19 protein-coding genes and 1 tRNA gene are annotated in these 23520 nt (G+C 67.9%); 11 read left to right on the forward strand and 9 right to left on the reverse strand.

Features of this window, described 5'->3' with window-relative positions:
* The first annotated feature begins 70 nt into the window (after positions 1-70).
* A complete protein-coding gene (locus ACVBD7_RS06450) occupies positions 71-1609 on the forward strand; it encodes a cryptochrome/photolyase family protein (RefSeq protein ID WP_458096672.1) in 1539 nt (512 codons plus the stop codon).
* Here ACVBD7_RS06450 and ACVBD7_RS06455 read toward each other — a convergent pair.
* From ACVBD7_RS06455 to ACVBD7_RS06465, 3 genes are all read right to left on the reverse strand, one after another.
* Positions 1603-2538, reverse strand: a complete 936-nt coding sequence (locus tag ACVBD7_RS06455; protein WP_458096673.1) for an NAD(P)/FAD-dependent oxidoreductase — start codon at positions 2536-2538, stop codon at positions 1603-1605. The genes ACVBD7_RS06450 and ACVBD7_RS06455 overlap by 7 nt on opposite strands.
* 87 nt (positions 2539-2625) lie before the next feature.
* Positions 2626-2958 (reverse strand): TM2 domain-containing protein, encoded by a 333-nt coding sequence (locus tag ACVBD7_RS06460; RefSeq protein WP_458096674.1) that lies wholly within the window; start codon positions 2956-2958, stop codon positions 2626-2628.
* An 83-nt stretch (positions 2959-3041) separates the two neighbouring features.
* Positions 3042-4532, reverse strand: a complete 1491-nt coding sequence (locus ACVBD7_RS06465) for a cytochrome P450 (RefSeq protein WP_458096675.1) — start codon at positions 4530-4532, stop codon at positions 3042-3044.
* On the opposite strand from ACVBD7_RS06465, the gene ACVBD7_RS06470 reads away from it, so the two are divergent.
* The 5 genes from ACVBD7_RS06470 to ACVBD7_RS06490 all read left to right on the forward strand — a co-directional run bounded on the left by ACVBD7_RS06470 (position 4525) and on the right by ACVBD7_RS06490 (position 10871).
* On the forward strand, positions 4525-5154 hold the full coding sequence (locus ACVBD7_RS06470) for a glutathione S-transferase family protein (protein ID WP_458096676.1): 630 nt from the start codon (positions 4525-4527) through the stop codon (positions 5152-5154). The genes ACVBD7_RS06465 and ACVBD7_RS06470 overlap by 8 nt on opposite strands.
* 80 nt (positions 5155-5234) lie before the next feature.
* Positions 5235-5327: transfer RNA gene (locus tag ACVBD7_RS06475), tRNA-Ser, on the forward strand.
* Between the two features lie 652 nt (positions 5328-5979).
* Positions 5980-7449 carry an amidase gene (locus ACVBD7_RS06480; RefSeq protein WP_458096677.1) on the forward strand — a complete coding sequence of 490 codons (1470 nt, stop codon included), beginning with the start codon at positions 5980-5982 and terminating at the stop codon, positions 7447-7449.
* 42 nt (positions 7450-7491) lie between these two features.
* Positions 7492-9075, forward strand: coding sequence for an ABC transporter substrate-binding protein (locus ACVBD7_RS06485; protein ID WP_458096678.1), 1584 nt, complete (start codon positions 7492-7494; stop codon positions 9073-9075).
* Between the two features lie 173 nt (positions 9076-9248).
* Complete coding sequence (locus ACVBD7_RS06490; protein ID WP_458096679.1) at positions 9249-10871, forward strand: ABC-F family ATP-binding cassette domain-containing protein; 1623 nt, start codon at positions 9249-9251, stop codon at positions 10869-10871.
* Positions 10872-10953: 82 nt separating this feature from the next.
* On the opposite strand, the gene ACVBD7_RS06495 is transcribed toward ACVBD7_RS06490, so the two are convergent.
* Positions 10954-11349, reverse strand: coding sequence for a (R)-mandelonitrile lyase (locus ACVBD7_RS06495; protein ID WP_458096680.1), 396 nt, complete (start codon positions 11347-11349; stop codon positions 10954-10956).
* Positions 11350-11726: 377 nt separating this feature from the next.
* Between ACVBD7_RS06495 and paoA the strand changes: the two genes are divergently transcribed.
* The 3 genes from paoA to paoC are packed head-to-tail and all read left to right on the forward strand — an operon-like array spanning position 11727 to position 15545.
* Positions 11727-12374, forward strand: coding sequence for an aldehyde dehydrogenase iron-sulfur subunit PaoA (paoA, locus tag ACVBD7_RS06500; protein WP_458096681.1), 648 nt, complete (start codon positions 11727-11729; stop codon positions 12372-12374).
* Positions 12371-13321: an FAD binding domain-containing protein gene (locus ACVBD7_RS06505; RefSeq protein ID WP_458096682.1), complete on the forward strand. Its 951-nt coding sequence runs from the start codon at positions 12371-12373 to the stop codon at positions 13319-13321. The genes paoA and ACVBD7_RS06505 overlap by 4 nt, the downstream gene beginning before the upstream one ends.
* 4 nt (positions 13322-13325) lie before the next feature.
* A complete protein-coding gene (gene paoC, locus ACVBD7_RS06510; RefSeq protein WP_458096683.1) occupies positions 13326-15545 on the forward strand; it encodes an aldehyde oxidoreductase molybdenum-binding subunit PaoC in 2220 nt (739 codons plus the stop codon).
* A 58-nt stretch (positions 15546-15603) separates the two neighbouring features.
* On the opposite strand, the gene ACVBD7_RS06515 is transcribed toward paoC, so the two are convergent.
* Positions 15604-16113, reverse strand: a complete 510-nt coding sequence (locus ACVBD7_RS06515; RefSeq protein ID WP_458096684.1) for a hypothetical protein — start codon at positions 16111-16113, stop codon at positions 15604-15606.
* 35 nt (positions 16114-16148) lie between these two features.
* Positions 16149-18260 (reverse strand): M48 family metalloprotease, encoded by a 2112-nt coding sequence (locus ACVBD7_RS06520; protein WP_458096685.1) that lies wholly within the window; start codon positions 18258-18260, stop codon positions 16149-16151.
* Positions 18261-18493: 233 nt separating this feature from the next.
* On the opposite strand from ACVBD7_RS06520, the gene ACVBD7_RS06525 reads away from it, so the two are divergent.
* Positions 18494-18667, forward strand: coding sequence for a hypothetical protein (locus ACVBD7_RS06525; RefSeq protein ID WP_458096686.1), 174 nt, complete (start codon positions 18494-18496; stop codon positions 18665-18667).
* A 61-nt stretch (positions 18668-18728) separates the two neighbouring features.
* On the opposite strand, the gene ACVBD7_RS06530 is transcribed toward ACVBD7_RS06525, so the two are convergent.
* A complete protein-coding gene (locus ACVBD7_RS06530) occupies positions 18729-19709 on the reverse strand; it encodes a S1C family serine protease (protein WP_458096687.1) in 981 nt (326 codons plus the stop codon).
* A 215-nt stretch (positions 19710-19924) separates the two neighbouring features.
* On the opposite strand from ACVBD7_RS06530, the gene ACVBD7_RS06535 reads away from it, so the two are divergent.
* Complete coding sequence (locus ACVBD7_RS06535) at positions 19925-20236, forward strand: hypothetical protein (RefSeq protein ID WP_458096688.1); 312 nt, start codon at positions 19925-19927, stop codon at positions 20234-20236.
* Positions 20237-20321: 85 nt separating this feature from the next.
* Here the strand turns inward: ACVBD7_RS06535 and ACVBD7_RS06540 are convergent, their stop codons facing one another.
* The gene (locus ACVBD7_RS06540) at positions 20322-22259 is read right to left on the reverse strand and encodes an aconitase family protein (protein ID WP_458096689.1); all 1938 of its coding nucleotides are present in this window, start codon (positions 22257-22259) and stop codon (positions 20322-20324) included.
* Positions 22256-23515, reverse strand: coding sequence for a CaiB/BaiF CoA transferase family protein (locus tag ACVBD7_RS06545; protein ID WP_458096690.1), 1260 nt, complete (start codon positions 23513-23515; stop codon positions 22256-22258). Before ACVBD7_RS06545 ends, ACVBD7_RS06540 begins: the two co-directional genes overlap by 4 nt.
* Between the last annotated feature and the right edge of the window lie 5 nt (positions 23516-23520).

Below are 23520 nucleotides of genomic sequence, written 5' to 3' on the forward strand. Positions count from 1 at the left end.
GGGTTGAAGCCCCGCCTTCCGCCGGCATATCCGTGGCGCCCGCCATGAAGGCGGGGAGGTTCTGCGCGACGTGCCACGCCTCCGTTTCATCCTCGGCGACCAGCTGTCGGAGGGCCTCTCCGCGCTGCGGGACCTGGCGCCCGGTGACGTGGTGGTGATGGCGGAGGTGGCCGAGGAAGCCACCTATGTGCGCCACCACCAACGCAAGATCGCCTTTCTCTTCTCCGCCATGCGGCATTTTACGGACGCGTTGCGCCGCCGCGGCGTGACAGTGGACTACGTTGTGCTGGATGCGGAAGGGAACAGCGGCAGCTTCGGCGGGGAGCTGGAGCGGGCGCTGAGACGGCACGCCGTGGATGGCATCGTGGTAACCGAAGCCGGTGAGTGGCGCGTACGGGCGATGCAGGAGGGCTGGGAGGCTGCGTTTGGCCTACCGGTCGAAATACGTGAGGACGACCGCTTTCTCTGCCGCGGATGGGATTTCGCGAAGCTGGGGCGGCGTGGCCGGCCGCTGCTGATGGAGAGCTTCTACCGCCAGATGCGCCGGCGCACCGGCTATCTGATGACCGAGGAAGGCGAACCGGAAGGCGGTCGGTGGAACCTTGATTCCGAGAACCGCGGCCGGTTGCCGCGGGGGGTTCAGCCGCCGGAGCGGCCGGTCTTTGAGCCGGACGCGGTGACGGAGGAGGTGCTGGCGCTGGTGGCCCGGCGCTTCGGCAATCATTTCGGGCGGCTGGACGGGTTCGATTATCCGGTGACGCGCGCGCAGGCCGTGACCTATCTCGGCTGGTTTGTGCAGGAGGCGCTCCCCGGATTTGGCGCCTACCAGGACGCGATGCGGCAGGGAGAGCCGTTGCTGTTCCACTCGCATCTTTCAGCGCTGATCAACTGCGGGCTGCTGACGGCCGCGGAGTGCTGCGATGCGGCGGTCGCGGCCTATCACGACGGCGCGGCGCCGCTGAACGCGGTGGAGGGCTTCGTGCGTCAGCTGATCGGCTGGCGGGAGTTCATCCGCGGCATCTACTGGCGGGAAATGCCGGGCTATGGCGAGCGTAACGCGCTGGGTGCCGTGCGGCCGCTGCCGGACCTGTTCTGGACGGGTGAGACGGCGATGAACTGCCTGCGCCAATCCGTGCGCGCCACGCGCGACCACGCCTATGCGCATCATATTCAGCGGTTGATGGTGCTGGGGAACTTCTGCCTGCTGGCGGGGATCGATCCGAAGGCGGTGCAGGAGTGGTACCTAATCGTGTACCACGATGCTTATGAATGGGTGGAAATGCCGAATGTCGTCGGCATGGTGCTCTATGCCGATGGCGGGCTGATCGCGAGCAAGCCCTACGCCGCCTCGGGCAACTATATCAATCGCATGTCCGACTACTGTGGCCGGTGCGAGTACGATGTGAACATGCGTCAGGGCCCGGGCGCCTGCCCGTTCAACCTGCTGTACTGGGACTTCGTGGCGCGGCACCGCGACCGGCTGGCGGCCAATCCGCGTGCAGGGCAGGCGGTGCGCACGCTGGAGCGCATGGATTCTGCCAGGCTGGATACGGTGCGGCGGGAGGCGCAGGGCTTCCTGGACGCGCTGCCCTCCGCCGGGGACTACTGAGGTACTCCTCCGCCCGGCTCGTCCTCGGTGGGCAGTTCGCAGCGGTTGTGGATGTCTGTCGCGGCAATAGCGGCGTGGCCCATGGCGACGACGATCTGGTTGAGGCCGCGAACCACGTCGCCGGCGGCGTAGAGGCCGGGGATCGAGGTGCGGCAGTGCTCGTCCACGATCAGCGCGCCCGCTTCATCATGCTCGGCGCCCAGTTCCAGGGCAAGGTCCGAGCGGACCCTCAACCCTAGTGCAGAATAGAGCGTCTCGAACCTGTGTTCCTCGCCACCGGCGCGGATGGCGCTGATGCGGTCACCTTCCACCTCCAGCCCATCGATGCGAGCGTTGATGATGCGGATGCCGTGCTCCTTCGCGCGGGCCTCATCCTCCGCCGACAGGGTCTCGCCGAGGGTGAGGAGCGTGACATCCGGCGAGTAGCTGCGCGCGACGAAAACCGCCTCGCCCAACCCGCGTGCGCCGTGGCCGAGGACGGCCACCTTGCGGCCGCGCGCCTCGTAGCCGTCACAGATGGGGCAGTAGCGGATAAGGCCGCGCTGCACGGCATCGGGCAGATCGGGCAGAGTGGGTTCGAGATCCTTGCAGCCGGTTGCCAGCAGTACGCGGCGGGCACGGATCGGGGCGTCGTCATCCAGCGTGGCGATGAACTGGCCGCCCTCCTTTGTTAAGCTGGCGACGCGCGCTGGACGGGGCGTGATGCCGTACTGCGCGAGGTTCTCGCGCTGGCGTGCGAGCATTTCGGGGCCGCCGATGCCATGGGCGAAGACGGGGAAGTTATGGCTAGTGGGAATCCAGGCGGCACGGCTATCGCCGGCGTCGACGATGGCGATCCGCCGGTTGAAGCGGACGAGGTAAAGTGCGGCCGTGAGCCCGGCGGGACCGCCGCCGATGATGAGCCCGTCAAGAACGTCGTGGTCGGCCATGCATAGCCCTCCGTGCGGGTAGGACGCACGGAGGGTGTGGTCGTTGCAGCGCGCCCGCGATTCCCTCAGGGAAGGGGCTGTCCGCCCTTAGCGGCCGAGTGAGGTGATGATGTTGCGGTTGTAGGCGCGGATCATGCCGGGAATGAGGAGGGCATCGACCAGCAGCCAGAGTGCGATGAAGAGCAGGCCGACATAGCCGATGAGAATGGCCGTGAAGGCCCAGGAAACCATGCTGACCACCAGCATCAACAGCCCGCTTACCATACGCCCGGCGTAGAAGCGGTGAACTGCGAACCAGCCCAGGAAAAACCACAAAAGATAAGCCACAAGCACGGAGCGCTTGTTGGCGTCGTAATGCATGGCCGCGGCGGTATCGCTCATGCCGGGATGGGGGCCGGTGCTGGGGCCGAAGCCGGACATGCTCTGGCGGATCCTTCTTTGTGGGAGCGGAGCCTGCCCCGGATCGGCGGGACAGGCCAGGGAGGGATGACGGAGCGGCGGCGTCAGCGCGGGTGGACCCGCATCGGCATGCCATGCGCGGGGCGGAGCGTGATGCGCATCCGCAGGCCAGGGTCGAAGCCCTCCTCCGGGCGCAGGCGCAGGGCCGGGAGGAGGGTGGCAAGGATGGCTGCCGATTCCTCCAGCGCGAAGCCGAGGCCGATGCAGATCCGCGGGCCGGCGCCGAAGGGGATCCAGGCGTACCGGTGGTGGGCCTTCACCAGGGCGGGATCGAACCGGCCAGGTTCGAAGCGGTCGGGCCCGTCCCAGAGAGCCGGCAGGCGGTGGGTGGCGAGGATCGGGATCAGGACGGTTGTGCCCGCTTCCACCGTGTGCCCGGCGAGTTCGACCCTGCGGACGGCGCCACGGGCGATGATCGGGGCGGGCGGGTAGAGGCGAAGCACCTCCATGACCGCCTGCCGGGTGCGGGCAAGGCCGGCGACATGGTCCGGGCGCAGAGGCGCGCCGCCCGTGACGGCCGCGATCTCGGCCAACAGTCGGGCTTCCTCCTCGGGGTGTTTGGCCAGCAGGTAGAAGGCCCAGGTGAGGGCGAGGGCAGTGGTCTCATGCCCGGCAGTAATGAAGGTGAGCAGGTTGTCGGCGATATCCCGGTCGTCCATCGACTGCCCGGTCTCGGGGTCGCGCGCGGCCAGGAGGAGAGAGATCAGGTCCTCTCGCTCGGATCCAACACGGCGGCGGTCACTGACGAGGCGGAGCAACTCGCCTCGGAGGTAGTCGCGCGCGCGCGCCGCACGGCGCTGGCCGGGGAAGGGGGTCCAGCCCGGGGCCTTGGCCATGGCCAGCGCGATGGCCCAGCCGGTGCTCTCGAGATAATCGGTGATGCCGCGCTCCACCCGCGCGACATCGATGGCGGCGTGGCCGGAGAGCATGGTCTCCACGATGATGTCGAAGGTGGTGCGCATCATCTCGTGGCCGAGTTCGATCTCGCTGCCCGCGGGCAGGGCAAGCCAGCGGTCGCGCGTGCGGGCAGCCGCATCCAGCATCGGCTGCAGGAAGGCGTTAACCCGGTCCGGACGGAAGATCGGGGCGACGGCGCGGCGTTGCCAGCGCCAGCGTTCGCCATCGGCGGTGAGAATGGCCTCGCCCAGTGCGGGGGCGAGCGCCCGGCGCATGGAGTCCGACTTCTCAAACGCATCCGCCTGCGTCAGCAGGACCTGCTGGATCAGCTCGGGGCCGGTGACGAAGACTCGCTCATGGCCGAGGACATTCCGCCGAGCAAAGGGCTGCTCGAAGGCCTCGCGCGGAAGCACTTCCAGCGGGTTGCGGATCACCGCGCGGAGAAGGGCAAGGCTGCCGAGCGGGGCGTCAGGTAGAACGTGACGGGCGAGTTCTGGGTGGTGAGTGTCCGGCATGATGGCCGAGATATCGTCCCTGGATGGGGCCGGTTCCAGGGCCAGCCCGGGCTTCTCATCAGCCTCAGGTGGGGCAATGCTGTCCGGAAGCGCACCCGCCCTGAGGACGTTGCCGATGATCACCCTGCACACATGGAACACTCCCAACGGCCGCAAGATCAGCGTGGCGCTGGAGGAGATGGGGCTGCCCTATCAGGTGAAGACCGTGAACATCGGTGCGGATGAGCAGTTCCGGCCGGAGTTCCTAGCAATCAGCCCGAACAACCGCATTCCCGCGATCGTGGATGATGAGGGACCGGGCGGGCAGCCGATCAGTGTCTTTGAGTCGGGAGCGATCCTGCTCTATCTCGGGGAAAAGACCGGCCGCTTCCTTCCGGCCGACCCTCGGTCCCGCGTGCCGGTATTGGAATGGCTGATGTGGCAGATGGGCGGCTTCGGCCCGATGCCGGGCCAGGTGCATCACTTCCTCATGCAGCCGGACGGACCGGCGAAGGACTATGGCATCGCCCGCTACGGCAAGGAGACGAAGCGCCTCTACGGCGTGCTGGAGAAGCGGCTGGCCGGGCGCGAGTTCGTGGCGACCGAGGGCGAGCCGAGCGTGGCGGATTTCGCGATCATCGGTTGGGCCTGGCGGCACGAGCGGCACCTGGTGCCCTTCGACGACCTGCCCAATGTGGCGGCCTGGTACGACCGGATGATGGCGCGGCCGGGAACCAAGAAGGGGTTTGAGGTGGCGTTGTCGTGAGGGCGCGCCGGGGTGTTTGACGCGGCGTTGCAGGGCGGCTATGAGCGGCGCCTGCAACGCCGTGTGACTTCCACTCCTGCGGAGGGGTGGCCGAGTGGCCGAAGGCGGCGGTTTGCTAAACCGTTATAGGATGTCAAGTCCTATCGTGGGTTCGAATCCCATCCCCTCCGCCATTTCTTCTCATCCTCCTGTGATGTGCTGTGGTGCATAGCGCGCCTCCAGTCCCTGTGACCGCAGCCTGTTTTCACGAAATACGCGGAGCACGCTTTTGCTCGCGTCATATCTCAGCAGCGTGAGGAAGTTGGCGGAAGGCGTCGTGAGCTAATCGGCTACCCACCTCGTCGCGCATCGATATGTTGCGGTCTTGCACGGTCCTGTCGGGGAAATCTCGTCGGAGCCATATTCAGCGTGCCCGGTGTGACACCCAAGCGCCACTGCTTCGGGCGGGCGCTTCCAAGTCGGCTCGAAGCTTGGCCAAGTGCAGCTCAGTCGCTATTTGATATATCGACAGGTGAGCAGCTCGGTTTCACACTCCGTATCCTCGAAGGAGGGGACCGGAATGCATTTAGCAGCCATACGGGCTCAGGCTGCCGCAATGGCCTGTAGGCAGGATGAGCCCACCTCCTCCTTTGGTCTTACCCCGGGGGAAGCTCCGCGCAGTGTAGCGCCTGTCCTACTCCCTCTAGCTGACAGCACTGACGATCTCGCATTTACGCAGAGCTTCGTGCCCGCTTCGGGGCCGCTACGCCGGCTGCAGCAACCGCGAAGGTTTAAGCCTGTGCGCTCGGTCACTCGGCCGCTCAAGGGGCATCGCTGGTGAGTAGCGTGGCAATCTCTCCCCCGGAACTGTGTCGGACCGACGCCGTACCGCTTGCTGCCATGATCCGCGAGCGGCAGGTGTCCGCGCGCGAGGTGATGAAGGCCTTTCTCGATTACATCGACGCCGTGAACCCCCGGGTGAACGCCATCGTGTCGCTCCGCCCGCGCGCCGAACTCCTAGCCGAGGCGGAGGAGGCTGACCGGGCGGTGGCGCGGGGGGACGCCCTCGGGCCGTTGCACGGCCTCCCTCAGGCCATCAAGGACCTCGCTGCAACAAAGGGTCTGCGCACCACACTCGGCTCGCCGCTCTTCGCGGACCAAGTTCCCGAGGCAGATGCCATCTTCGTCGAACGGATGCGCGCGGCTGGTGCCATCATCATCGGCAAGACCAACGTGCCGGAATTCGGCTACGGCTCGAACAGCTACAACCCGATCTTCGGCCTCACGCGCAACGCGTATGATCTCTCCCGTGTCGGAGGCGGGTCGAGCGGCGGGGCGGCTGTCGCGCTTGCAACGCGGATGCTGCCCGTCGCGGACGGGGGCGATATGGGCGGCTCGCTCCGCAACCCGGCAGCTTTCAACAACGTCTTCGGCTTCCGCCCCTCCCAGGGCCGCGTGCCGGCGGACTCGCCAGATCCGTTCTACGGCCAGATGGCGGTCGAGGGGCCAATGGGCCGCTCGGTGCAAGACATTGCGATGCTGCTTTCGGTGCAGGCTGGATACGACCCACGAGCACCTCTTTCGCTCGACAACCCCGGCTTTCGGTTTGAGGAACAACTGAGGAAGGGCCAGCGCCAGCCACGCTTTGGTTGGCTCGGCGATCTGGACGGGCACCTGCCCTTTGAACCGGGGCTGCTCGAACTCTGCACCGACGCGCTCGATCTGTTCCGTAAGGCAGGCGCCTCTGTGGAGCAGGCTCGCGTGGACTTTGAACCCGAGCGGCTATGGCAGGCCTTCGTGGCGCTGCGGCAGCAGAGCATCGGCGGTCGCCATGACGCGGCCTGGCGTAACCCGGCGCAACGCGCCCTGCTGAAGCCCGAGGCGATCTGGGAGATCGAGGGGAGCCACCGTCTTTCCGCACTCGACCTGTATAGGGCGGGGCTGGACCGCGGTGCCTGGTACAAGGCCTTCACCGCCCTCTTCCAGCGTTTCGACTTCCTCCTGATCCCCTCGGCCCAGGTCTTTCCCTTTGAGGCAGGCATCGACTGGCCCGCGGAGATCAATGGTCGCCAGATGGACAGCTATCACCGCTGGATGGAGGTGGTGGTGGGTGCGACCATGGCGGGCTGCCCGGCCATCAGCGTGCCCGCCGGCTTCGACCCGCGCGGTCTTCCCATGGGGCTGCAGATTATCGGCCCGCCGCGGGGCGATCTGGGCGTACTGCAGGCCGCCGCCCAGTACGAGGCCGTCTGCCCCTGGATCGCCCGCCTCCCGGCCTGGCTGGACAGGGCGCCCGGCGGAGCGGGAGGGCGATGAAAGCTGTTTCCAACGACACCGTGGCGATCTGGAGGAAGAACGATGAAGCGTCGTGACGTCCTGGCCTTTTCCGCGGCGGCGATAGCCGCGCCGTCGGTCATCCGCGCCCAGGGAACGGCGGGGGCGCGAAGCGTGCTCCGCTTCGTTCCGCAGGCCGACCTCGCCCTGTTGGACCCTGTCTTCAACACGGCGCTCGTCACGCGCAACCACGCGATGATGGTCTATGACCAGCTCTACGGGCTGGACGAGAACTACGAGCCTCGCCCGCAGCTCGTGGAAGGACATGTTCTCGAGGATAGCGGCCGCACTTGGCGCATCACACTGCGCGAGGGCCCCACCTTCCATGACGGCACGCCGATCCGCGCCGCCGATGCCGTCGCCAGTATCGCCCGCTGGAGCCAGGCCGACGTGCTGGGTCAGAACATCCGCGCGATCACGGACGAGATGACGGCGGTCTCCGATCGGGTGTTCGTCATCCGCCTGAAGAAGCCGTTCCCGTTCCTCGCCGCCGCGCTGGCCAAGCCCTCGTCCTTTTGCCCGGTCATGCAGGAGCGCTTCGCCCGGCTGCCAACCTCTACGCAGGTGACGGAGATCGTCGGCAGCGGCCCGTTCCGCTGGGTTGGTGGGGAGCGCATGGCTGGGGTGAGGGCGGTGTACTCACGCTTCGAGGGATATGTACCGCGGAATGAGCCCGCGAGCTTTCTCGCCGGCGGCAAGCGCGCCTTCCTCGACCGCGTGGAGTGGCACACCCTTCCGGATCCTGCGACGGCAGCGTCCGCCATGCAGCAGGGCGAGATGGACTGGTGGGAGCAGCCGACGCCCGACCTGCTGCCCTTGCTGCGCCGGAACCGCAACCTGCGGGTGGAGGTGAAGGACAGGAGCGGATCGATGTCGATGATCCGCCTTAACCATCTGCAGCCGCCCTTCGACAACCCGGCGATCCGCCGCGCCTTCCTGCCGGGCATCAAGCAGGCCGACTACATGACAGCCGTGCTGGGAGAGGACCGTACCCTCTGGAACGATCGCTGCGGCTTCTTCCTCCCGGGCAGTCCGCTCGCCTCGGAGGTGGGGCTGGAGACGATGGATGGTGCGCCGAACTTCGACCGAGTGAAGCGTAACCTGGACGCGGCGGGCTACAAGGGAGAACGCATCGTCTTCGTGGTGCCCACCGACAATGCGCGGCTGAACACGATGAGTGAGATCGCGGGTGACATGTTCCGCCGCAGCGGGGTCAACCTGGACTATCAGGCCGGCGACTGGGGCACGATCGCCGGGCGGGTGAACAACCGCGGGCCGCTGGACCAGGGCGGGTGGAGCGTGTGGTGCAACACGATTCCCGGCATCATCGCCACCAGCCCCGCCACGCAGTCCTACCTCCGTGGGCCGGGCCGGGCCGGTACCTATGGCTGGCCGGATCTCCCCAAGATCGAGGCGCTGCGCGACCAGTTCATGGATGCGGAGGACCCCGGCGAACAGAAGCGTCTGTCCGTGGCCATGCAGCGCCAGGCCTTCGAGGACATCCCCTACCTACCGACCGGGGCCTTCACCCAGCCGACGGCGTTCCGTTCCGAGGTGACCGGGATGCTCAACAGCTTCCCGCTCTTTCATAACATCCGAAAGGGCTGACCGGCGCGGGCTATCGCTGGGAGGGCTGAACTCGGTAGGAGACGAAGGGAATGGGGCAGGGGAGGCGTGCCTCCCTCCTCTTCATTCCTGCACGGTTGACGGTTGGCCATCGAATGTGGTCTCGGACCCGTCCTCCCGGTGCCGGTGCGCCGTTCCCAGGCACAGAGTTCTCCATGATCCGCCTCGACTCCATCAGCAAGCAGAGCGGCCAGCAGCTTCTCTTCATCGAAGCCTCCGCGGCACTTCAACGCGGCGAGAAGAGCGGGCTTGTCGGGCCGAACGGCGCGGGCAAGACCACGCTGTTCCGCATGATCACCGGGCAGGAGCAGCCGGACGAGGGCCAGGTGCTGGTAGACCGCGGTGTCAGCATCGGCCTCTTCAGCCAGGATGTCGGGGAGATGTCCGGCCGCACGCCGGTGGCGGAGGTGATGGACGGCGCCGGGGATGTGAGCACGGTCGCAGCCGAGCTGGCCGCGCTGGAAGCCGCCATGGCGGATCCGGACAAGGCGGACGAGCTGGACGCGATCATCGAGCGCTTCGGCGAGGTGCAGGGCCGTTTCGAGGAGCTGGGTGGTTACGCCCTCGAGGGCCGCGCCCAGGAAGTGCTGGCGGGGCTCGGCTTCAGCCAGGAAATGATGGACGGAGACGTCGGCAAGCTCTCCGGCGGCTGGAAGATGCGCGTGGCACTGGCGCGCATCCTGCTGATGCGGCCCGACGTGATGCTGCTGGACGAGCCGAGCAACCACCTGGATCTGGAAAGCCTGATCTGGCTGGAGGGCTTCCTGAAGGGTTACGACGGCGCGCTGCTGATGACCTCGCACGACCGCGAGTTCATGAACCGGATCATCAACAAGGTGGTCGAGATCGATGGTGGCACGCTGAACTCCTACTCTGGCGACTACGAGTTCTACGAGCAGCAGCGCGCCATGAACGAGCGACACCAGCAGGCGCAGTTCGAGCGCCAGCAGGCGATGCTCGCCAAGGAGATCAAGTTCATCGAGCGCTTCAAGGCGCGCGCCTCCCACGCCGCCCAGGTGCAGAGCCGGGTGAAGAAGCTGGAGAAGATCGACCGCGTGGAGCCGCCCAAGCGGCGCCAGACTGTGGCGTTCGAATTTGGCCAGGCGCCGCGCTCGGGCGACGACGTGGCAAGCCTGAGGGGCGTGCACAAGCGCTACGGCAGCAAGGTGATCTATGACGGGCTGGACTTCCTGGTGCGCCGGAAGGAGCGCTGCTGCGTCCTGGGCACCAACGGCGCCGGGAAGTCCACGCTGCTGAAGCTGGTGGCGGGGTCCACCGTGCCGGACCAGGGCACGGTCTCGCTCGGCGGAAGTGTGAAGATGGGCTATTTCGCGCAGCACGCCATGGAGCTGCTGGACGGCGACCGCACCGTGTTTCAGTCGCTGGAGGATGCCTTCCCGCGCGCGGCGCAGGGCTCGCTTCGGGCGCTCGCCGGTTGCTTCGGCTTCACGGGCGATGAGGTTGAGAAGAAGTGCCGCGTGCTCTCGGGCGGGGAGAAGGCGCGGCTCGTGATGGCGCGCATGCTCTACGATCCGCCGAATTTCCTGGTGCTGGACGAGCCGACCAATCACCTGGACATGGCGACCAAGGAGATGCTGATCACGGCATTGTCGGAGTACGAAGGAACCATGCTGTTCGTCTCGCATGACCGGCATTTCCTGGCCGCGCTCTCCAACCGCGTGCTGGAGCTGACGCCGGAGGGCATCCACGAGTATGGCGGTGGTTACAGCGAGTATGTGGCGCATACCGGGCAGGAAGCACCCGGCCTGCACAGCTAGGTGCCAAGGCTCGAGCCCTGCCATGCCGCGCGGCATCCTGCCGTCCCGCCGCTTTGGCCCCTGAACTCGGGGCCGCCGACGGTCAACCGCCGTATTCGGCGTCGGTAACCTTCTCCAGCCAGTCGACGCTGCGGCCGTCCAGCGCCTCGGCGATGGCGACGTGGCTCATGGCGCAGTCCGGGGCGGCGCCGTGCCAGTGCCGCTCGCCCGGCGGGAACCAGACGATGTCGCCCGGCCGGATCTCCTCGATGGGGCCACCTTCGCGCTGAGCCCGGCCGAGGCCGGAAAGCACGAGGAGGGTCTGCCCGAGCGGGTGGGTGTGCCAGGCGGTGCGCGCAGCAGGCTCGAAGGTCACGGTCGCGCCGCCGATCCGGGCGTCACCTGTACCCCTGAAAGGTGCGTCCAGCCGGACGGTGCCTGTGAAGTACTCGGCCGGCGGCTTGGTCGTGGGCTGGGATCCGCTGCGCTTGATTTCCATCGCGTATCTCCTTCGTTGTCTCACCAAATACGTGCGGCGGGCCGCAACCGTTAGACCCGTATGGTCGCCTGACCTCATATTCGCCCTGCATCAATCGAGAGGCCACACCCGGATCGGACCGCCCGCTGCAATCGGGCCAGGCTCTCGGCATGACCCGGCGGGCTTGTGCCTGTTCGTTGATGAACAGCAGGCATCATGCCGTGCAGCTTGCCACACCTAATTTTCAGAACGCTGCGGGTCACCTTCACCCCTCAGGGACGTTCTCTCTGCAAGTCGGCAGGGCGACAGCGCCTGCCAGGGCCGCTCGAGGGCCCCGCTCAGGGAGCGGGACCGGTGACTTCGGGCCGCACACACGCAACAAGGGATCAGGGTTGGCCATGCAGAAAGCCACCGACTTCGAACTTTCACGCCGCGGCCTGATCGCGGCGACAGCGGCCACGGCTGCGGCCACGGCGGCGCCGGCGGGCGCTCAGACGGCCGCGCCGACCCAGGCGGTCGCGCCGGGCGCGCCGACCCTGTCGAAGGTCACGCTGACCGTGAACGGCCAGTCGCGCGCGCTTGAACTAGACACGCGGACGACGCTGCTGGATGCGCTGCGCGAGCACCTTCAGCTCACGGGCAGCAAGAAGGGCTGCGATCACGGCCAGTGCGGTGCCTGTACCGTGATGGTGGACGGTCAGCGGATCTACTCCTGCCTCACCTTGGCGGTGATGCATGAGGGCGACGCGGTCACGACCATTGAGGGCCTAGGCCAGCCGGAGAACCTGCACCCCATGCAGGCCGCCTTCGTGAAGCATGACGGCTACCAGTGCGGCTACTGCACGCCCGGCCAGATCTGCTCCTCCGTGGCGGCGCTGCAGGAGATCAAGGCCGGCATCCCGAGCCATGTGACGGCGAACCTGATGGAGACGCCGCAGGTCACCCCGGACGAGATTCGCGAGCGCATGAGCGGCAACATCTGCCGCTGCGGCGCCTACTCCAACATTGTCGATGCGATCACCGAAGTTGCGGGGAGGCAGGCATGAGGCCCTTCACCTACGAGCGCGCCCGCACACCAGCTGAGGCCGCTGCCGCCGCGGCCCGCACGCCCGGTGCCAAGTTCATCGCGGGCGGCACCAATCTGCTCGACCTGATGAAGCTGCAAATCGAGGTGCCAAGCCATCTGATCGATGTGAACGGCCTCGGGCTGGACCGCATCGAGGCGACGCCTGATGGGGGGCTGCGGATCGGCGCCCTAGTGCGCAATACGGAACTGGCCGCGGATGAGCGTGTCCGGCGCGACTACGGTGTGCTCTCCCGCGCCCTGCTGGCGGGCGCCACGGGCCAATTGCGTAACAAGGCGACAACGGGGGGGAACCTGCTTCAGCGTACCCGCTGCCCGTATTTCTATGACACCGCGCAGCCCTGCAACAAGCGCGCACCCGGCAGCGGCTGCTCGGCCATCGGTGGCGTCACCCGTGGACTGGCGGTGGTCGGGGCGAGCGAGGCCTGCATTGCGACGCATCCGTCCGACATGGCTGTCGCCATGCGCGTCCTGGATGCAGTGGTCGAAACGGCGCGCCCGGACGGCACCAGCCGACGCATCCCTATGGCCGAGTTCCACCGCCTGCCGGGTGACACCCCGCATATCGAGACGGCGCTGGAAGCTGGCGAGTTCATTACTGCCGTGGCCCTGCCGCCTCCCGCCGGTGGGCGCCAGTTCTATCGAAAGGTGCGCGACCGGGCGTCCTATGCTTTCGCGCTCGTGTCGGTGGCAGCCGTGGTGCAGAGGGACGGCACCGGGCGTGTCGCGTTGGGAGGCGTTGCCCATAAGCCCTGGCGCCTCGAAGCCGCGGAAGCCGAGCTGCCGCGTGGCGCCAAGCCCGCCATGTCGGCGATCCTGGCCGAGGCGCGGCCCACCCAGGACAACGCATTTAAGGTCGCCCTGGCGGAGCGCGCACTCGCCTCCGTCCTGGCCGAGGCGAAGGGCTGAGACCATGAAGTTTGAGACTGCCGCCACACAGAACCCGATCGACCAGCTCAAAGTTGTCGGCAAGCCGCTCGACCGCATCGACGGCCCGCGCAAGACAACCGGCACCGCCCCCTACGCTTATGAACGGCACGACGTGGTGCCGAACCAGGCTTATGGCTACGTCGTCGGCTCCGCGATCGCCAAGGGCCGGGTGACCGCCGTTGACACGTCCGCAACGAAGGCGGCGAACGGCGTCGTCGCGGTCGTGACAACGCTTGAGATGGCTCCCCTGCCAAACGGCCCGATGAACGCGGCCACGCTGTTCGGCGGTGCGGAGATTCAGCACTACCATCAGGCCATCGCCGTGGTTGTGGCCGAAACCTTCGAGCAGGCCCGCGGGGCCGCGGCGTTGCTCCGGGTGCAGTACGATCGCGAGCCCGGCCGCTTTGACCTGGCCGCGGCAGCTGGCGCTGCGCCGCTGGTGGCGGGAGACAGCGGCGAGGGCAGTGGCGCGCCGCCGATCGAGCGCACCGGTGATTTCGATGGTGCTTTCGCCTCCGCGCCGGTGCAGCTGGACGAAACCTACACCACCCCCGACGAGAGCCACGCGGCGATGGAACCGCACGCCTCGATCGCGAGCTGGGACGGCAGCAAGCTCACGGTCTGGACCTCGAACCAGATGATCGCCTGGGCGAAGCGGGACCTGGCCAAGGCCCTGGGCACTGGCCCGGAGAACATCCGCGTCGACAGTCCCTTCGTCGGTGGCGGTTTCGGCGGAAAGCTGTTCCTGCGTTCCGACGTTGTGCTCGCCGCTCTCGCCGCGCGGGCGGCACGGCGCCCGGTGAAGCTGGCCCTTACGCGCCCGCTGATCGCCAACAACACGACTCACCGGCCGGCAACCATCCAGCGCATCCGGCTCGGCGCGGGACGGGACGGCAAGCTCACCGCTATCGCGCATGAGAGCATCTCGGGCAACCTGAAGGAGGGAAAGCCCGAGACCGCGGTGCAGCAGACCAAGCTGCTCTATGCCGGTGCCAACCGCCTGACCTCCATGCGGCTGGCCGAACTCGACCTGCCTGAGGGCAATGCCATGCGCGCGCCCGGCGAGGCCCCCGGGTTGATGGCGCTCGAAGTGGCGATGGACGAGATGGCCGAGAAGCTCGGCATCGACCCCGTCGAGTTCCGCGTGCTCAATGACACCCAGGTCGATCCTGAGCATCCCGAGCGTCGTTTCTCGCAGCGCCAACTCGTCCAATGCCTGCAGCAGGGCGCTGAGCGTTTCGGCTGGGCCAACCGCAATCCCCGGCCAGGTCAGCGGCGGGACGGCCGCTGGTTCGTTGGCCTGGGCGTCGCCGCGGGCTTCCGCAACAATCTGCTCACCAAGTCTGGCGCGCGCGTGCGGCTGGACGGGCAGGGGATGGTCACGGTTGAGACCGACATGACCGATATCGGCACGGGCAGCTACACCATCATCGCCCAGACAGCGGCGGAGATGTTGGGCGTCTCGATCGACAAGGTCGTGGTGAAGCTCGGCGACTCCGACTTCCCGGCCTCCGCGGGCTCGGGCGGGCAATGGGGTGCCAACAACGCCACCGCTGGCGTCTACGCCGCATGCGTGAAGCTGCGGGACAGGGTGACGCAGGCGCTCGGCTTCAACTCGGCCGATGTCGTCTTCGCCGATGGCCAGGTGCGTTCAGGCAACCGCATGGCGCCTCTCGGCCAGGCCGCCGGTTCAGCGGGTCTCTCGGCCGAGGACGCGATCGAGTACGGCGACCTCTCCAAGACCTACCAGCAGTCCACCTTCGCCGGGCACTTTGTGGAAGTCGGCGTGGACTCCTATACGGGCGAGACGCGCGTCCGCCGGATGCTGGCGGTTTGTGCGGCAGGCCGTATCCTGAATCCAAAATCCGCGCGCAGTCAGGTGATCGGGGCAATGACGATGGGCGTCGGCGCGGCGCTGACGGAGGCGCTTGAGGTGGACACCCGCCACGGCTTCTTCGTCAACCATGACCTTGCCGGCTACGAGGTGCCGGTACATGCCGACATTCCGCATCAGGAGGTCATCTTCCTGGACGAGGTGGACCCCCTCTCCTCACCCATGAAAGCAAAGGGCGTCGGCGAGCTTGGGTTGTGCGGCGTGGGCGCAGCCATCGCAAACGCGGTTTACAATGCCACGGGCATCCGCGTTCGAGACTATCCGCTCACGCTCGACAAGCTGATCGAACGCCTGCCGCAGCCGGCCTGAGCGGCCTAGGGGGAAGGGCGGTCCTTCCCCCTCTCATCGGCGCGTGTAGCTCCCCTTCTCAGCCGGCTTGCGAAGCCCGGCCGAAGAACCGGCGGATCAGAATAACGACTGGGGCGACGGTGAGGGCCAGCAGCAGCCCGCCGCCAATCAGCAGCGTGATCGTGCGATTCCACAGCTTCTGCAACGCCATGTCCGTGGTCGGCAGTTCCGGATGGGCGGGATCGGCGACCACGGCAACGCTGTAGCTGCCGGAATGCAGGTCGGCGAAAATGTAATTCACGTCTCGTGAGACGATGCCCGACTTCGTCTGGACCGACAGAGTGGCGTCGCAGACATTGATCATGAGCCGGGAGCTGCAGGACCCCTCCGTCACCCGCCCACCGGCAACGGGCTGCGCCGTGTCCCGGATGCGCCAGTCACTGACGAGATTGGGCACGGTGTAAATGGCGATGGCGACGAGGATAGCACCGAACATCAGCGTTCCGAGCACCGACCACAGAGTCTGCCGCCAGTCACTGCCCTGCGGCGGGAGGGTCATTGGGAGAGGGGCTTCGGCGTTGGGCTGCATGGCGCGATCCTAGTCGGCGCGCTCTCGCCGAGAAGTCACGGGCTGTTTACATTCGCGACATCGGTGCTCTCGGCCAGAATACGGCGTGCCGCTTCCGCCTGCCTGTAGCGCCCGATGAGCTCCGCGAAGCCCTCCACCTTCAGGTCGCGCGGTGGCGCCGCCATGAAGGTGACAATCCGCCGTTTCGCATCGAGCTTTACGCGCCGGCCGCCCCGCATCCGGACAGGGACGGGCGCTTCGGGCGGCAACAGAACGCGGGTGACCACGCGTCCGCGATCCAAGGTCATGTCGAGATCCGCCACATGCCCCCAGGCAATCGGCCGGTCGAGCCCGCTGATCAGCATGGCGTCCGGGCGAAGCACCAGAAACGGCTTGTCGCCCCTTCGCAGCAGCGGCAGGCCGAAAGCGATGAACAGCAGGCCCAGACCGCCGCTCGTCCCCGCTACGATCCACCGGCCCGTGCGATCGATCCCCGGCACATCGATCGCCAAGAGTGTGAGGGCGCCGGCCGCCAACAGCCCGCCGAAGGCCATGAGGAAGATTGCGCCGGCCCGGGTATTCTCATGCAGAGCAACCTCCTCCTCAGCCACGCCGGTCGCCGCGGCCCGAAGCGCTTCGCGCTCGGCCTGCGCCTCCTGACGGGCAATGTTCAGGAAGTCGGCCGTCGCCGCGCGGCTGAGGTCCTCCGGTTCCGCGAAATACGTGTTGAGGCGGGACAGAGCCTCCGGCGGCGGCGCCGCGGCGGCTTCGGCCAGCAGCTCCGGCCCTGGCGCGCGGTCGAGTGCGGCCAGGCGCTGGCGCGTTGGCGGATGGGTGTCCGTGGGGTGGGGCTGCGTTTCCTCCAGATGCACGGACGGGTCGTCGAGACCGCGCTCCGCCGCGTGGTGCAGGACGGCGGCGACGAGGTCCTGCGGCGCGGCTGCAGGTTCGCGGAAAGCCGCATCCAGCGTCTCCGCAACCCGCGGATCCGCCGCTGAGCTGCGCAGCAGGGCGCGCGCCGCGGCATCGGGCGAGGTCGCGGCGGCACCGGCGGCGTCGGCCGCGAACTCGCGCAGCCGGCTCCAGTGCCGCACAGCGTGGTGGAACTGGTCCATCACGAAGACGCCCAGCTTCAGCGCCGGGCGGGTCAGCGGGGAGGGCGAGCCGTCACCGCCCATCCCGGCCAGGAAGACGGCATCGAGCGACCGCCCGACCCCGGCATAAATGGGCAGGAACCGCAGGCTGTACTCGGTGTCACCGCCGGAGAAATGCGCCAGCTCGTGGCCGATAATGCTGGCCACCTCGTCCTCGCGCAGTAGTGGAAGGAGCGGCAGGGGAAGGTAGAGCGTGCGGCCCGAAAGTGCCGTGCCGCCCGGCTCGAGAAGCTTGGGCCCGGAGCTGACGAAGAAGCCGCCTGTCAGCCCCACGACCACATTGTCCGGCAACAGGGCGTTCAGCCGCCCGGCAAGCTCGTCCAGTAGTCGCCACAGGCCGGGCGCGTCCTCGCGCGAGACGGTGCGGCCCATGATCGGCAGCGGGTCGGGGGTGAAGAGGTCCACGGTGCGCCGCAGATGGACGACGGCCTTGCCCGCCGTCCACAAGCTGGCGCCGATAGCGATGGCCGCGATGCCCAGCAGCTTTGCCCCTCCCGCGGTGAGGTTGCCCGCCTCCAGGATCGCCGAAGCCTCGAACGCGACGGCGGCGACAACGGCAACGGCGGTCAGGATTACCTGGGCCCCGAGAACCGGAGGCAGGGCCCGCCGTGCGAGCGAGAAGCCCCGTACCAGAGCATCCCGCGAACCGCGCCCGAGCCGCCCAAGAACGGTCGCCGCCAGCAGTGCCAGGATCGAGAGCCCGCCGGTAAGCCCGGCGCAGAGAATGACGACCGGTGGCAGGTAGCGGCGAATCCGCGCCAGCGTCACCGCGCTCTCGACATCCTCCAGCTCGTCCCGCGCCTGATCGAGGGCGAGGGGGCCGACATAGGTCTGGCCGTTGCGGCGGTACTGGGCGCCGAAATCCGGTCGTCCATTGGTCAGTGCGGGGCGGCTCTCCAGCAGGGAGAGCGTCTTGGCCGCCCTTGCCCGCTGGAGTTCCAGCATGGCCTGGTCCTCGGCGCCGCGCTGCCTCTCCCAGATGCCGAGACCGAGGACGGCGAGGGGCAGAAGCACGGTTGAGACGAGCAGGCCGAGGATGGCGCGGCCGCGCTTGCGGGGTTCCGGAATGGTCGATCCTCCCTTGGGGCAGCGCCGCAGCGGGCGCGGCGACCTTAGGCCGTGGTGGCAGCGGCGGGAACCGGGCCAGCTGGGGAAAGGAAAACGCCCGGGTTTCCTGCCCGCAGAAGCCGCAGGGGTGGCCGGAACCTGCCCTGGGAAGGTAAAGGATCGCGTGAACCCAAAGGGGGATGAGCGTGCGCAAACCGAACTACAGCCAGGACCGCGCGCAGCGCGAGCGGGATAAGGCAGCCAAGGCGGCAGCCAAGGCGCAGCGGAAGCAGGAGCAGAAGGCGGCCGAGGCCGGCGAATCGCAGGAGCCGCAGACGGACGAGGACGGTCCGCGCGAAGATGGGGAGAGGTGACCGGGGCCTGGGGAGGGGGCGGGTCATCCCGCACCCCTGCCGCCCGGGCCAATCGCCCGGGCTAGTGAAGCGGCGCTGACTTCAGGAACCGCTGGCGGTCGCCGGAGGTGACGTTGACCTCGAAGCGGTCGCCCTCGCGCTCCAGCAGAAGCGGGACATCCACGCCCGCTTCCCCGAGCGCCCAGATCCGGCGGAAGAAGCCGGCGAGGTCGCTCACCTCCTCCTGGTTGACGGCCAGGATCACATCGCCCTTACGAAGGCCCGCCCGGGCTGCAGGCCCGCGCGCGGTTACCCCGATTAGGGCGATCCGGCCATCGTCATCCCCGGCGGATACTCCGAGCCAGGGCCGCGCTGGGCGCCTGGGCCGGCCCAGGGCGAGGATGTCGTCCAGGATCGGCGGCAGCAGTTCGGTCGGCACGCTCATGTTGAGCACCCGCACGCGCCCGTCGCCTGGATCATGTCCGAGCTGGATCGATCCGATGCCGACGACGTCCCCCTTCGGCCCGATCACCGCTCCGCCGCCCCATAGCGGGTGGGCGGGCGAGGTGTAGAGCGCGTCGTCGATGACGTATTCCCAGTAGCCCGCGAATTCCTGCCGAGAGACCACGCGGCTGGCCAGGGCGCCCGCCCGGCCGCCAGCGCCTGCGAACACCACCTGGTCACCGGCCTGGATCTGGGCCGAGTCGCCGAGCTGGAGCGCCGGCACCTCGAGCCGACCGAGCGCCTGGACGAGGCCAAAGCCCGTCACTTGGTCATAGCCAACCACATGGGCCGGCACGACGCGGCCCAGGGAGGTGGTGAGCCAGATCTCCTCTGCCTCGGTCACGAGATAGCCGATGGTCAACAGGAGCCCGCTCTCGCGGATCAGCACCGCGTTGCCGACGCGCTCCGTCCCGAGGGTGTCGGCGGTGAAGGCGTCCTCCGGCACGCGGGCGCGCAGCGTGACTACGGCGAGAAGGGCCTGGTCCAGATCGTAGCCGTAATCCGCCGGGTCGGGGCGCATCGTCGCCGGTACCGTCCCCTCATCCATCGATCGCGCCATGGCTTGTTCCTCAACCTGTCGTCGCTTCTACATCGTGCCGGACCGCTGACCGTAACACCCCGGCGACTAGCCGGTGGAGGGGTGCGGGTCCTCGCCGGATGGTCGGGTTCTTCCGGCGCGGGCCTTGTGCGCCCCGGGGCCGGAACACAGATGGTCAGGCTGTACGCGAAAGCCGGGCGCCGCCAGGGCGGGGCCGCATCGACGAGGCATGGCGCATGAATCAGCCAGCGCAGGGGCAGGCCCCTGACAAGGTGCTCAGCCTCAGCCGGGCACGAGAGGACAAGCTCTGGGCCGTGGTGGCCGCCATCGGCCGGAAGACCCGGATCGCAGAGATTTACGCCAGCCGCGCAGCCGCAGATGCGGACCGCAGCTGGCGGGAACAGCAGGTGCGGGATTACGCGGCGTTCCTCCGCAGCTCGAGCCTGCCGGTCCCGAATTACAGCATCTCTCCGATCCGCCGCGCCGACCTTCCCCGTAGCTGGCGGCCGCTTCCTGCCCTCGGGTTCCTGCGCGGTCAGATCATTTAAACGGCGGAATATCGAGGGGCCTTGGCCTCCGGCAAGGGCGTGACGTCGCTGGTTTCGTCCAATCAGATATGGAAGCTACGCCCGCCTACAGGCCTTTCTGCAGCTCCTCGAAGGAGACCAACCTTCCTGCAATGGCGCTGGCCGCCACGGTTGGCGGGCTGGCCAGCCAGACCTGACCAGGGCCGGAGCGGCCGGGGAAGTTGCGGTTGATTGCGCTGACTGTCACCTGATCGGGCCGAGTCGAGGTGCCAGGGCCGCAATTGGCACAGGCACCGCAGGCCGGCTGCAGGATCGTGGCGCCGACGCGGGCGAAGGTCTCCAGAAAGCCGCGGTCGGCGCAGTAGTCGCGGACGTCCGAGGTGCCGAACTGCAGGAACAGCTCCACGCCGTGAGCCACCCGCAGGCCCCGCGCGGCCGCCCAGGCGAGAACCTCGTGGTAGCGGTCGAAGTCCTCCCGTTTGCCGGCTGTGCAGGAACCACCATAGGCGATCTGAATGGGCACCGGCGCGGGCAACGTGTCCAACGCCAGGCCGCGGCCGGGATCACCGGGTGCGGCCACCATGGGGGAGAGATACGCGAGATCCACGGCGATGGTGGCCGCACAGGGCGCGCCGGGGTCGCTCACCATCCAGGGTTCGAGGGTGAGCTCGATCCCGCGTCGGTCGCGGAGAAAGCGCTGCGTCTCGGCATCTGGCGCGACGAGGCCAGAGAAGCCCCCAAGCTCGGCCGTCATGTTCGTCAGCGTCGCGCGCTCGTCGGTGTTCAAATGCGCGACGCCGGAGCCGGCGAACTCGAACACTTTCCCGATCCCAAGCCCGGCGCCGAGCGCGGGCAGCGCGAGGAGGTGCAGCACGATGTCCTTTGCCGTAACCCCGCGCGGGGGCGTGCCCTCAAGCTCGACCCGCAGCACCTCGGGCACTGTCAGCCGCACGGTGCCGGTTACCATGGCATTGGCCATCTCGGTGGTGCCCACGCCGAAGGCGAGGCAGCCGAGCGCACCACTGTGCGGCGTGTGGGAATCAGTGCCCGCGATGAGTTGGCCGGGCAGTGCGTAGCGTTCGGCCATGAGAGCGTGGGAGATGCCCTCCGAACCCTCGCCAGAGGAGAGGTAGCCGTGGTCGCGCAGCACGTGCTCCGCGACGAAGGCGCGATGCTCGGCCGAGAGCTCGCGCACCTGCGGCAGCAGCCCTCGCGACAGATGCGCGGGGCTGCGATGGGCGTAGGAGTAGTGATCCTCGAAGGTCAGAATGGTCGCGGGGTCGTGCAGGGCGAGGCGCTCGCCGAAGGTGGCGCGCAGCATGTACCGCGCCATCGCCGTGTAGATGTCGTGGATGAAGCGGAGGTCCGGGCGGGCGATGACACCCTTTCCGGGCAGGAGAGCGGCCGTCTCGCCTGGCGCGGCAAGGGCATGGCGGGCGAGGATCTTCGCGGTCAGCGTCTGCGGCCCAACATCCGCTAGGCGAGCGGCGACGAGCTGGCGCAGGCGCGTGCGGCTGTGGCGCAGCAGGCCGCCCTCTCGCAGCACATCGCCGGCCATCGCGTCGCGCCCGGCGAGCAGCTCTTCAAAGTCGATCGACTCGCCGCGCCGGATGCGCTCGACGAGCCCGAGATCGGTGGAGGTGAACAGGCCGAGATTGTCAGCGTTCTGCCGGTAGATCCGCTCGAAGCTCTCCGCGATCACCAGCTGGATGCCCGCCATGCGCTCGGCGAGCGGGCTGTGCTCACGGGACGAGCCCTTGCCGTAGCGCGTTCCGGCGACAACGACAGAGAAGCCGCCGGCCCGTACGGCGCCTTCACACACCGGCAGCCGGGAGCCGGATTTCAGGCCGGTATAGGCATGCTCGGCCAGCCGCTCGTCAAAGAAGACGAGGGAGGGAAGAGGGGTGATCTCGTCGGTTGATACATCGTCGCGCAACGGGCCGGCTCTGTTGGCATCGAGGTCCTCACCGCTGAGCTGGGCCGTCACATTGTCCGGGTTAGCCGAGAGGAAAAGGATGCGCCCCGGCAGTACCAGCGCCGTCATTCGGCGGCGAGCGGCAAGGTGGGAGCGAGCAAGGTGCCTGCGGCGAGCATGTCGGCGATTTCCGCCTCGCTCAGCGCGGCCTCGCGCGCGATCTCCATGCTGTGCTCGCCAGCACGCGGCGGCTGGCGGCGCAGAGGCGGGCGGGCTCCGCCGATGAAGACGGGAAGGGTGGGGATTCCCGCGCTTGCCTGTGCGGGAACGCCGCCCGGGGCGCCCTGTGCACTGGCAAGTTCCGTCTCCAGCAGTCCTCCTGAGGCAAGGAGATGCGGGTCGTCGAACAGGTCGGCCGGGCGCGCGATCGGCGCGAAGGGCAGACCGAGCGCCTCGCAACGAGCCATCAGCACCGTCTTGTGCAGGCCGCGGAACACCGCGGCGATACGGGGCAGGTAGCGCGAGCGGTCGGCGACGCGGCTGGATTGTGTGGCGAAAGCCGGATCTGCCAACAGGTCCGTTAGGCCGAAGGCTTCGCAGAAGCCGCGCCACTGCGTTTCCGTCACCACGCCGACGAAGACCTGCTCGCCGGGATCCGCCGTGTCGAACACGTCGTAGACGGACCAGGGCTTGGGCATGTTCGGGTCGCCGAAGGGCAGCGGGTTGTGGCCGGTGATCGCCGCGCCCGCCATGTGCTGGGCCATCATCACCATGTTCGTCTCGAACAGGCCGGACTGCACCAGCCCGCCGCGGCCCGTGGCATCCCGCTCGCGCAGCGCCGCCATGATGGCGATTACGCCGAACAGCCCGCCCATGATGTCGTTCACGGAGGCGCCGGCGCGCAGCGGCTTCCCGGGCGGGCCGGTCATGTAGGCAAGGCCGCCCATCATCTGCACCACCTCGTCCAGTGCCGCGCGGTGCTCATAGGGTCCGGGCAGGAAGCCCTTGCAGGAGAGGTAGACAAGACGCGGGTTGATGGCTGCGAGCGCGGCGTAGCCGAGGCCGAGCGCCTCCATGGCACCGGGCCGGAAGTTCTCCACTACCACGTCGGCCTCACCCGCGAGGCGGTGCACCAGATCCAGGCCTGCTGGCGTCTTCAGGTCGAGGCAGAGACTGCGCTTGTTGCGGTTGAAGGACGGAAAAAATCCGATCGCCGCGCCGGTAAGGCGGCGCGTGTTGTCGCCCGCTGGACCGGGCTCGATCTTGATCACATCCGCGCCGAGATCGGCCAGCACCATCGCGCAGCTCGGCCCCATGATCATATGGGTGAACTCGAGCACGCGGATGCCGGCGAGCGGGCCGGGCTTCTGGGCGGTGTCTGTCATCGGCT

This window comes from Roseomonas sp. WA12 (assembly GCF_054165765.1).

Excerpts from the sequence above, each read along its gene's own strand:
- ACVBD7_RS06540 (WP_458096689.1), bottom strand. The coding sequence starts at position 22,259 with ATGACGGCGCTGGTACTGCCGGGGCGCATCCTTTTCCTCTCGGCTAAC.
- ACVBD7_RS06505 (WP_458096682.1), top strand. The coding sequence starts at position 12,371 with ATGAGGCCCTTCACCTACGAGCGCGCCCGCACACCAGCTGAGGCCGCT.
- ACVBD7_RS06490 (WP_458096679.1), top strand. The coding sequence starts at position 9,249 with ATGATCCGCCTCGACTCCATCAGCAAGCAGAGCGGCCAGCAGCTTCTC.
- ACVBD7_RS06525 (WP_458096686.1), top strand. The coding sequence starts at position 18,494 with ATGAGCGTGCGCAAACCGAACTACAGCCAGGACCGCGCGCAGCGCGAG.
- paoC (WP_458096683.1), top strand. The coding sequence starts at position 13,326 with ATGAAGTTTGAGACTGCCGCCACACAGAACCCGATCGACCAGCTCAAA.
- ACVBD7_RS06530 (WP_458096687.1), bottom strand. The coding sequence starts at position 19,709 with ATGGCGCGATCGATGGATGAGGGGACGGTACCGGCGACGATGCGCCCC.
- ACVBD7_RS06545 (WP_458096690.1), bottom strand. The coding sequence starts at position 23,515 with ATGACAGACACCGCCCAGAAGCCCGGCCCGCTCGCCGGCATCCGCGTG.
- ACVBD7_RS06535 (WP_458096688.1), top strand. The coding sequence starts at position 19,925 with ATGAATCAGCCAGCGCAGGGGCAGGCCCCTGACAAGGTGCTCAGCCTC.
- ACVBD7_RS06455 (WP_458096673.1), bottom strand. The coding sequence starts at position 2,538 with ATGGCCGACCACGACGTTCTTGACGGGCTCATCATCGGCGGCGGTCCC.
- ACVBD7_RS06460 (WP_458096674.1), bottom strand. The coding sequence starts at position 2,958 with ATGTCCGGCTTCGGCCCCAGCACCGGCCCCCATCCCGGCATGAGCGAT.
- ACVBD7_RS06485 (WP_458096678.1), top strand. The coding sequence starts at position 7,492 with ATGAAGCGTCGTGACGTCCTGGCCTTTTCCGCGGCGGCGATAGCCGCG.
- ACVBD7_RS06515 (WP_458096684.1), bottom strand. The coding sequence starts at position 16,113 with ATGCAGCCCAACGCCGAAGCCCCTCTCCCAATGACCCTCCCGCCGCAG.
- ACVBD7_RS06495 (WP_458096680.1), bottom strand. The coding sequence starts at position 11,349 with ATGGAAATCAAGCGCAGCGGATCCCAGCCCACGACCAAGCCGCCGGCC.
- paoA (WP_458096681.1), top strand. The coding sequence starts at position 11,727 with ATGCAGAAAGCCACCGACTTCGAACTTTCACGCCGCGGCCTGATCGCG.
- ACVBD7_RS06470 (WP_458096676.1), top strand. The coding sequence starts at position 4,525 with ATGATCACCCTGCACACATGGAACACTCCCAACGGCCGCAAGATCAGC.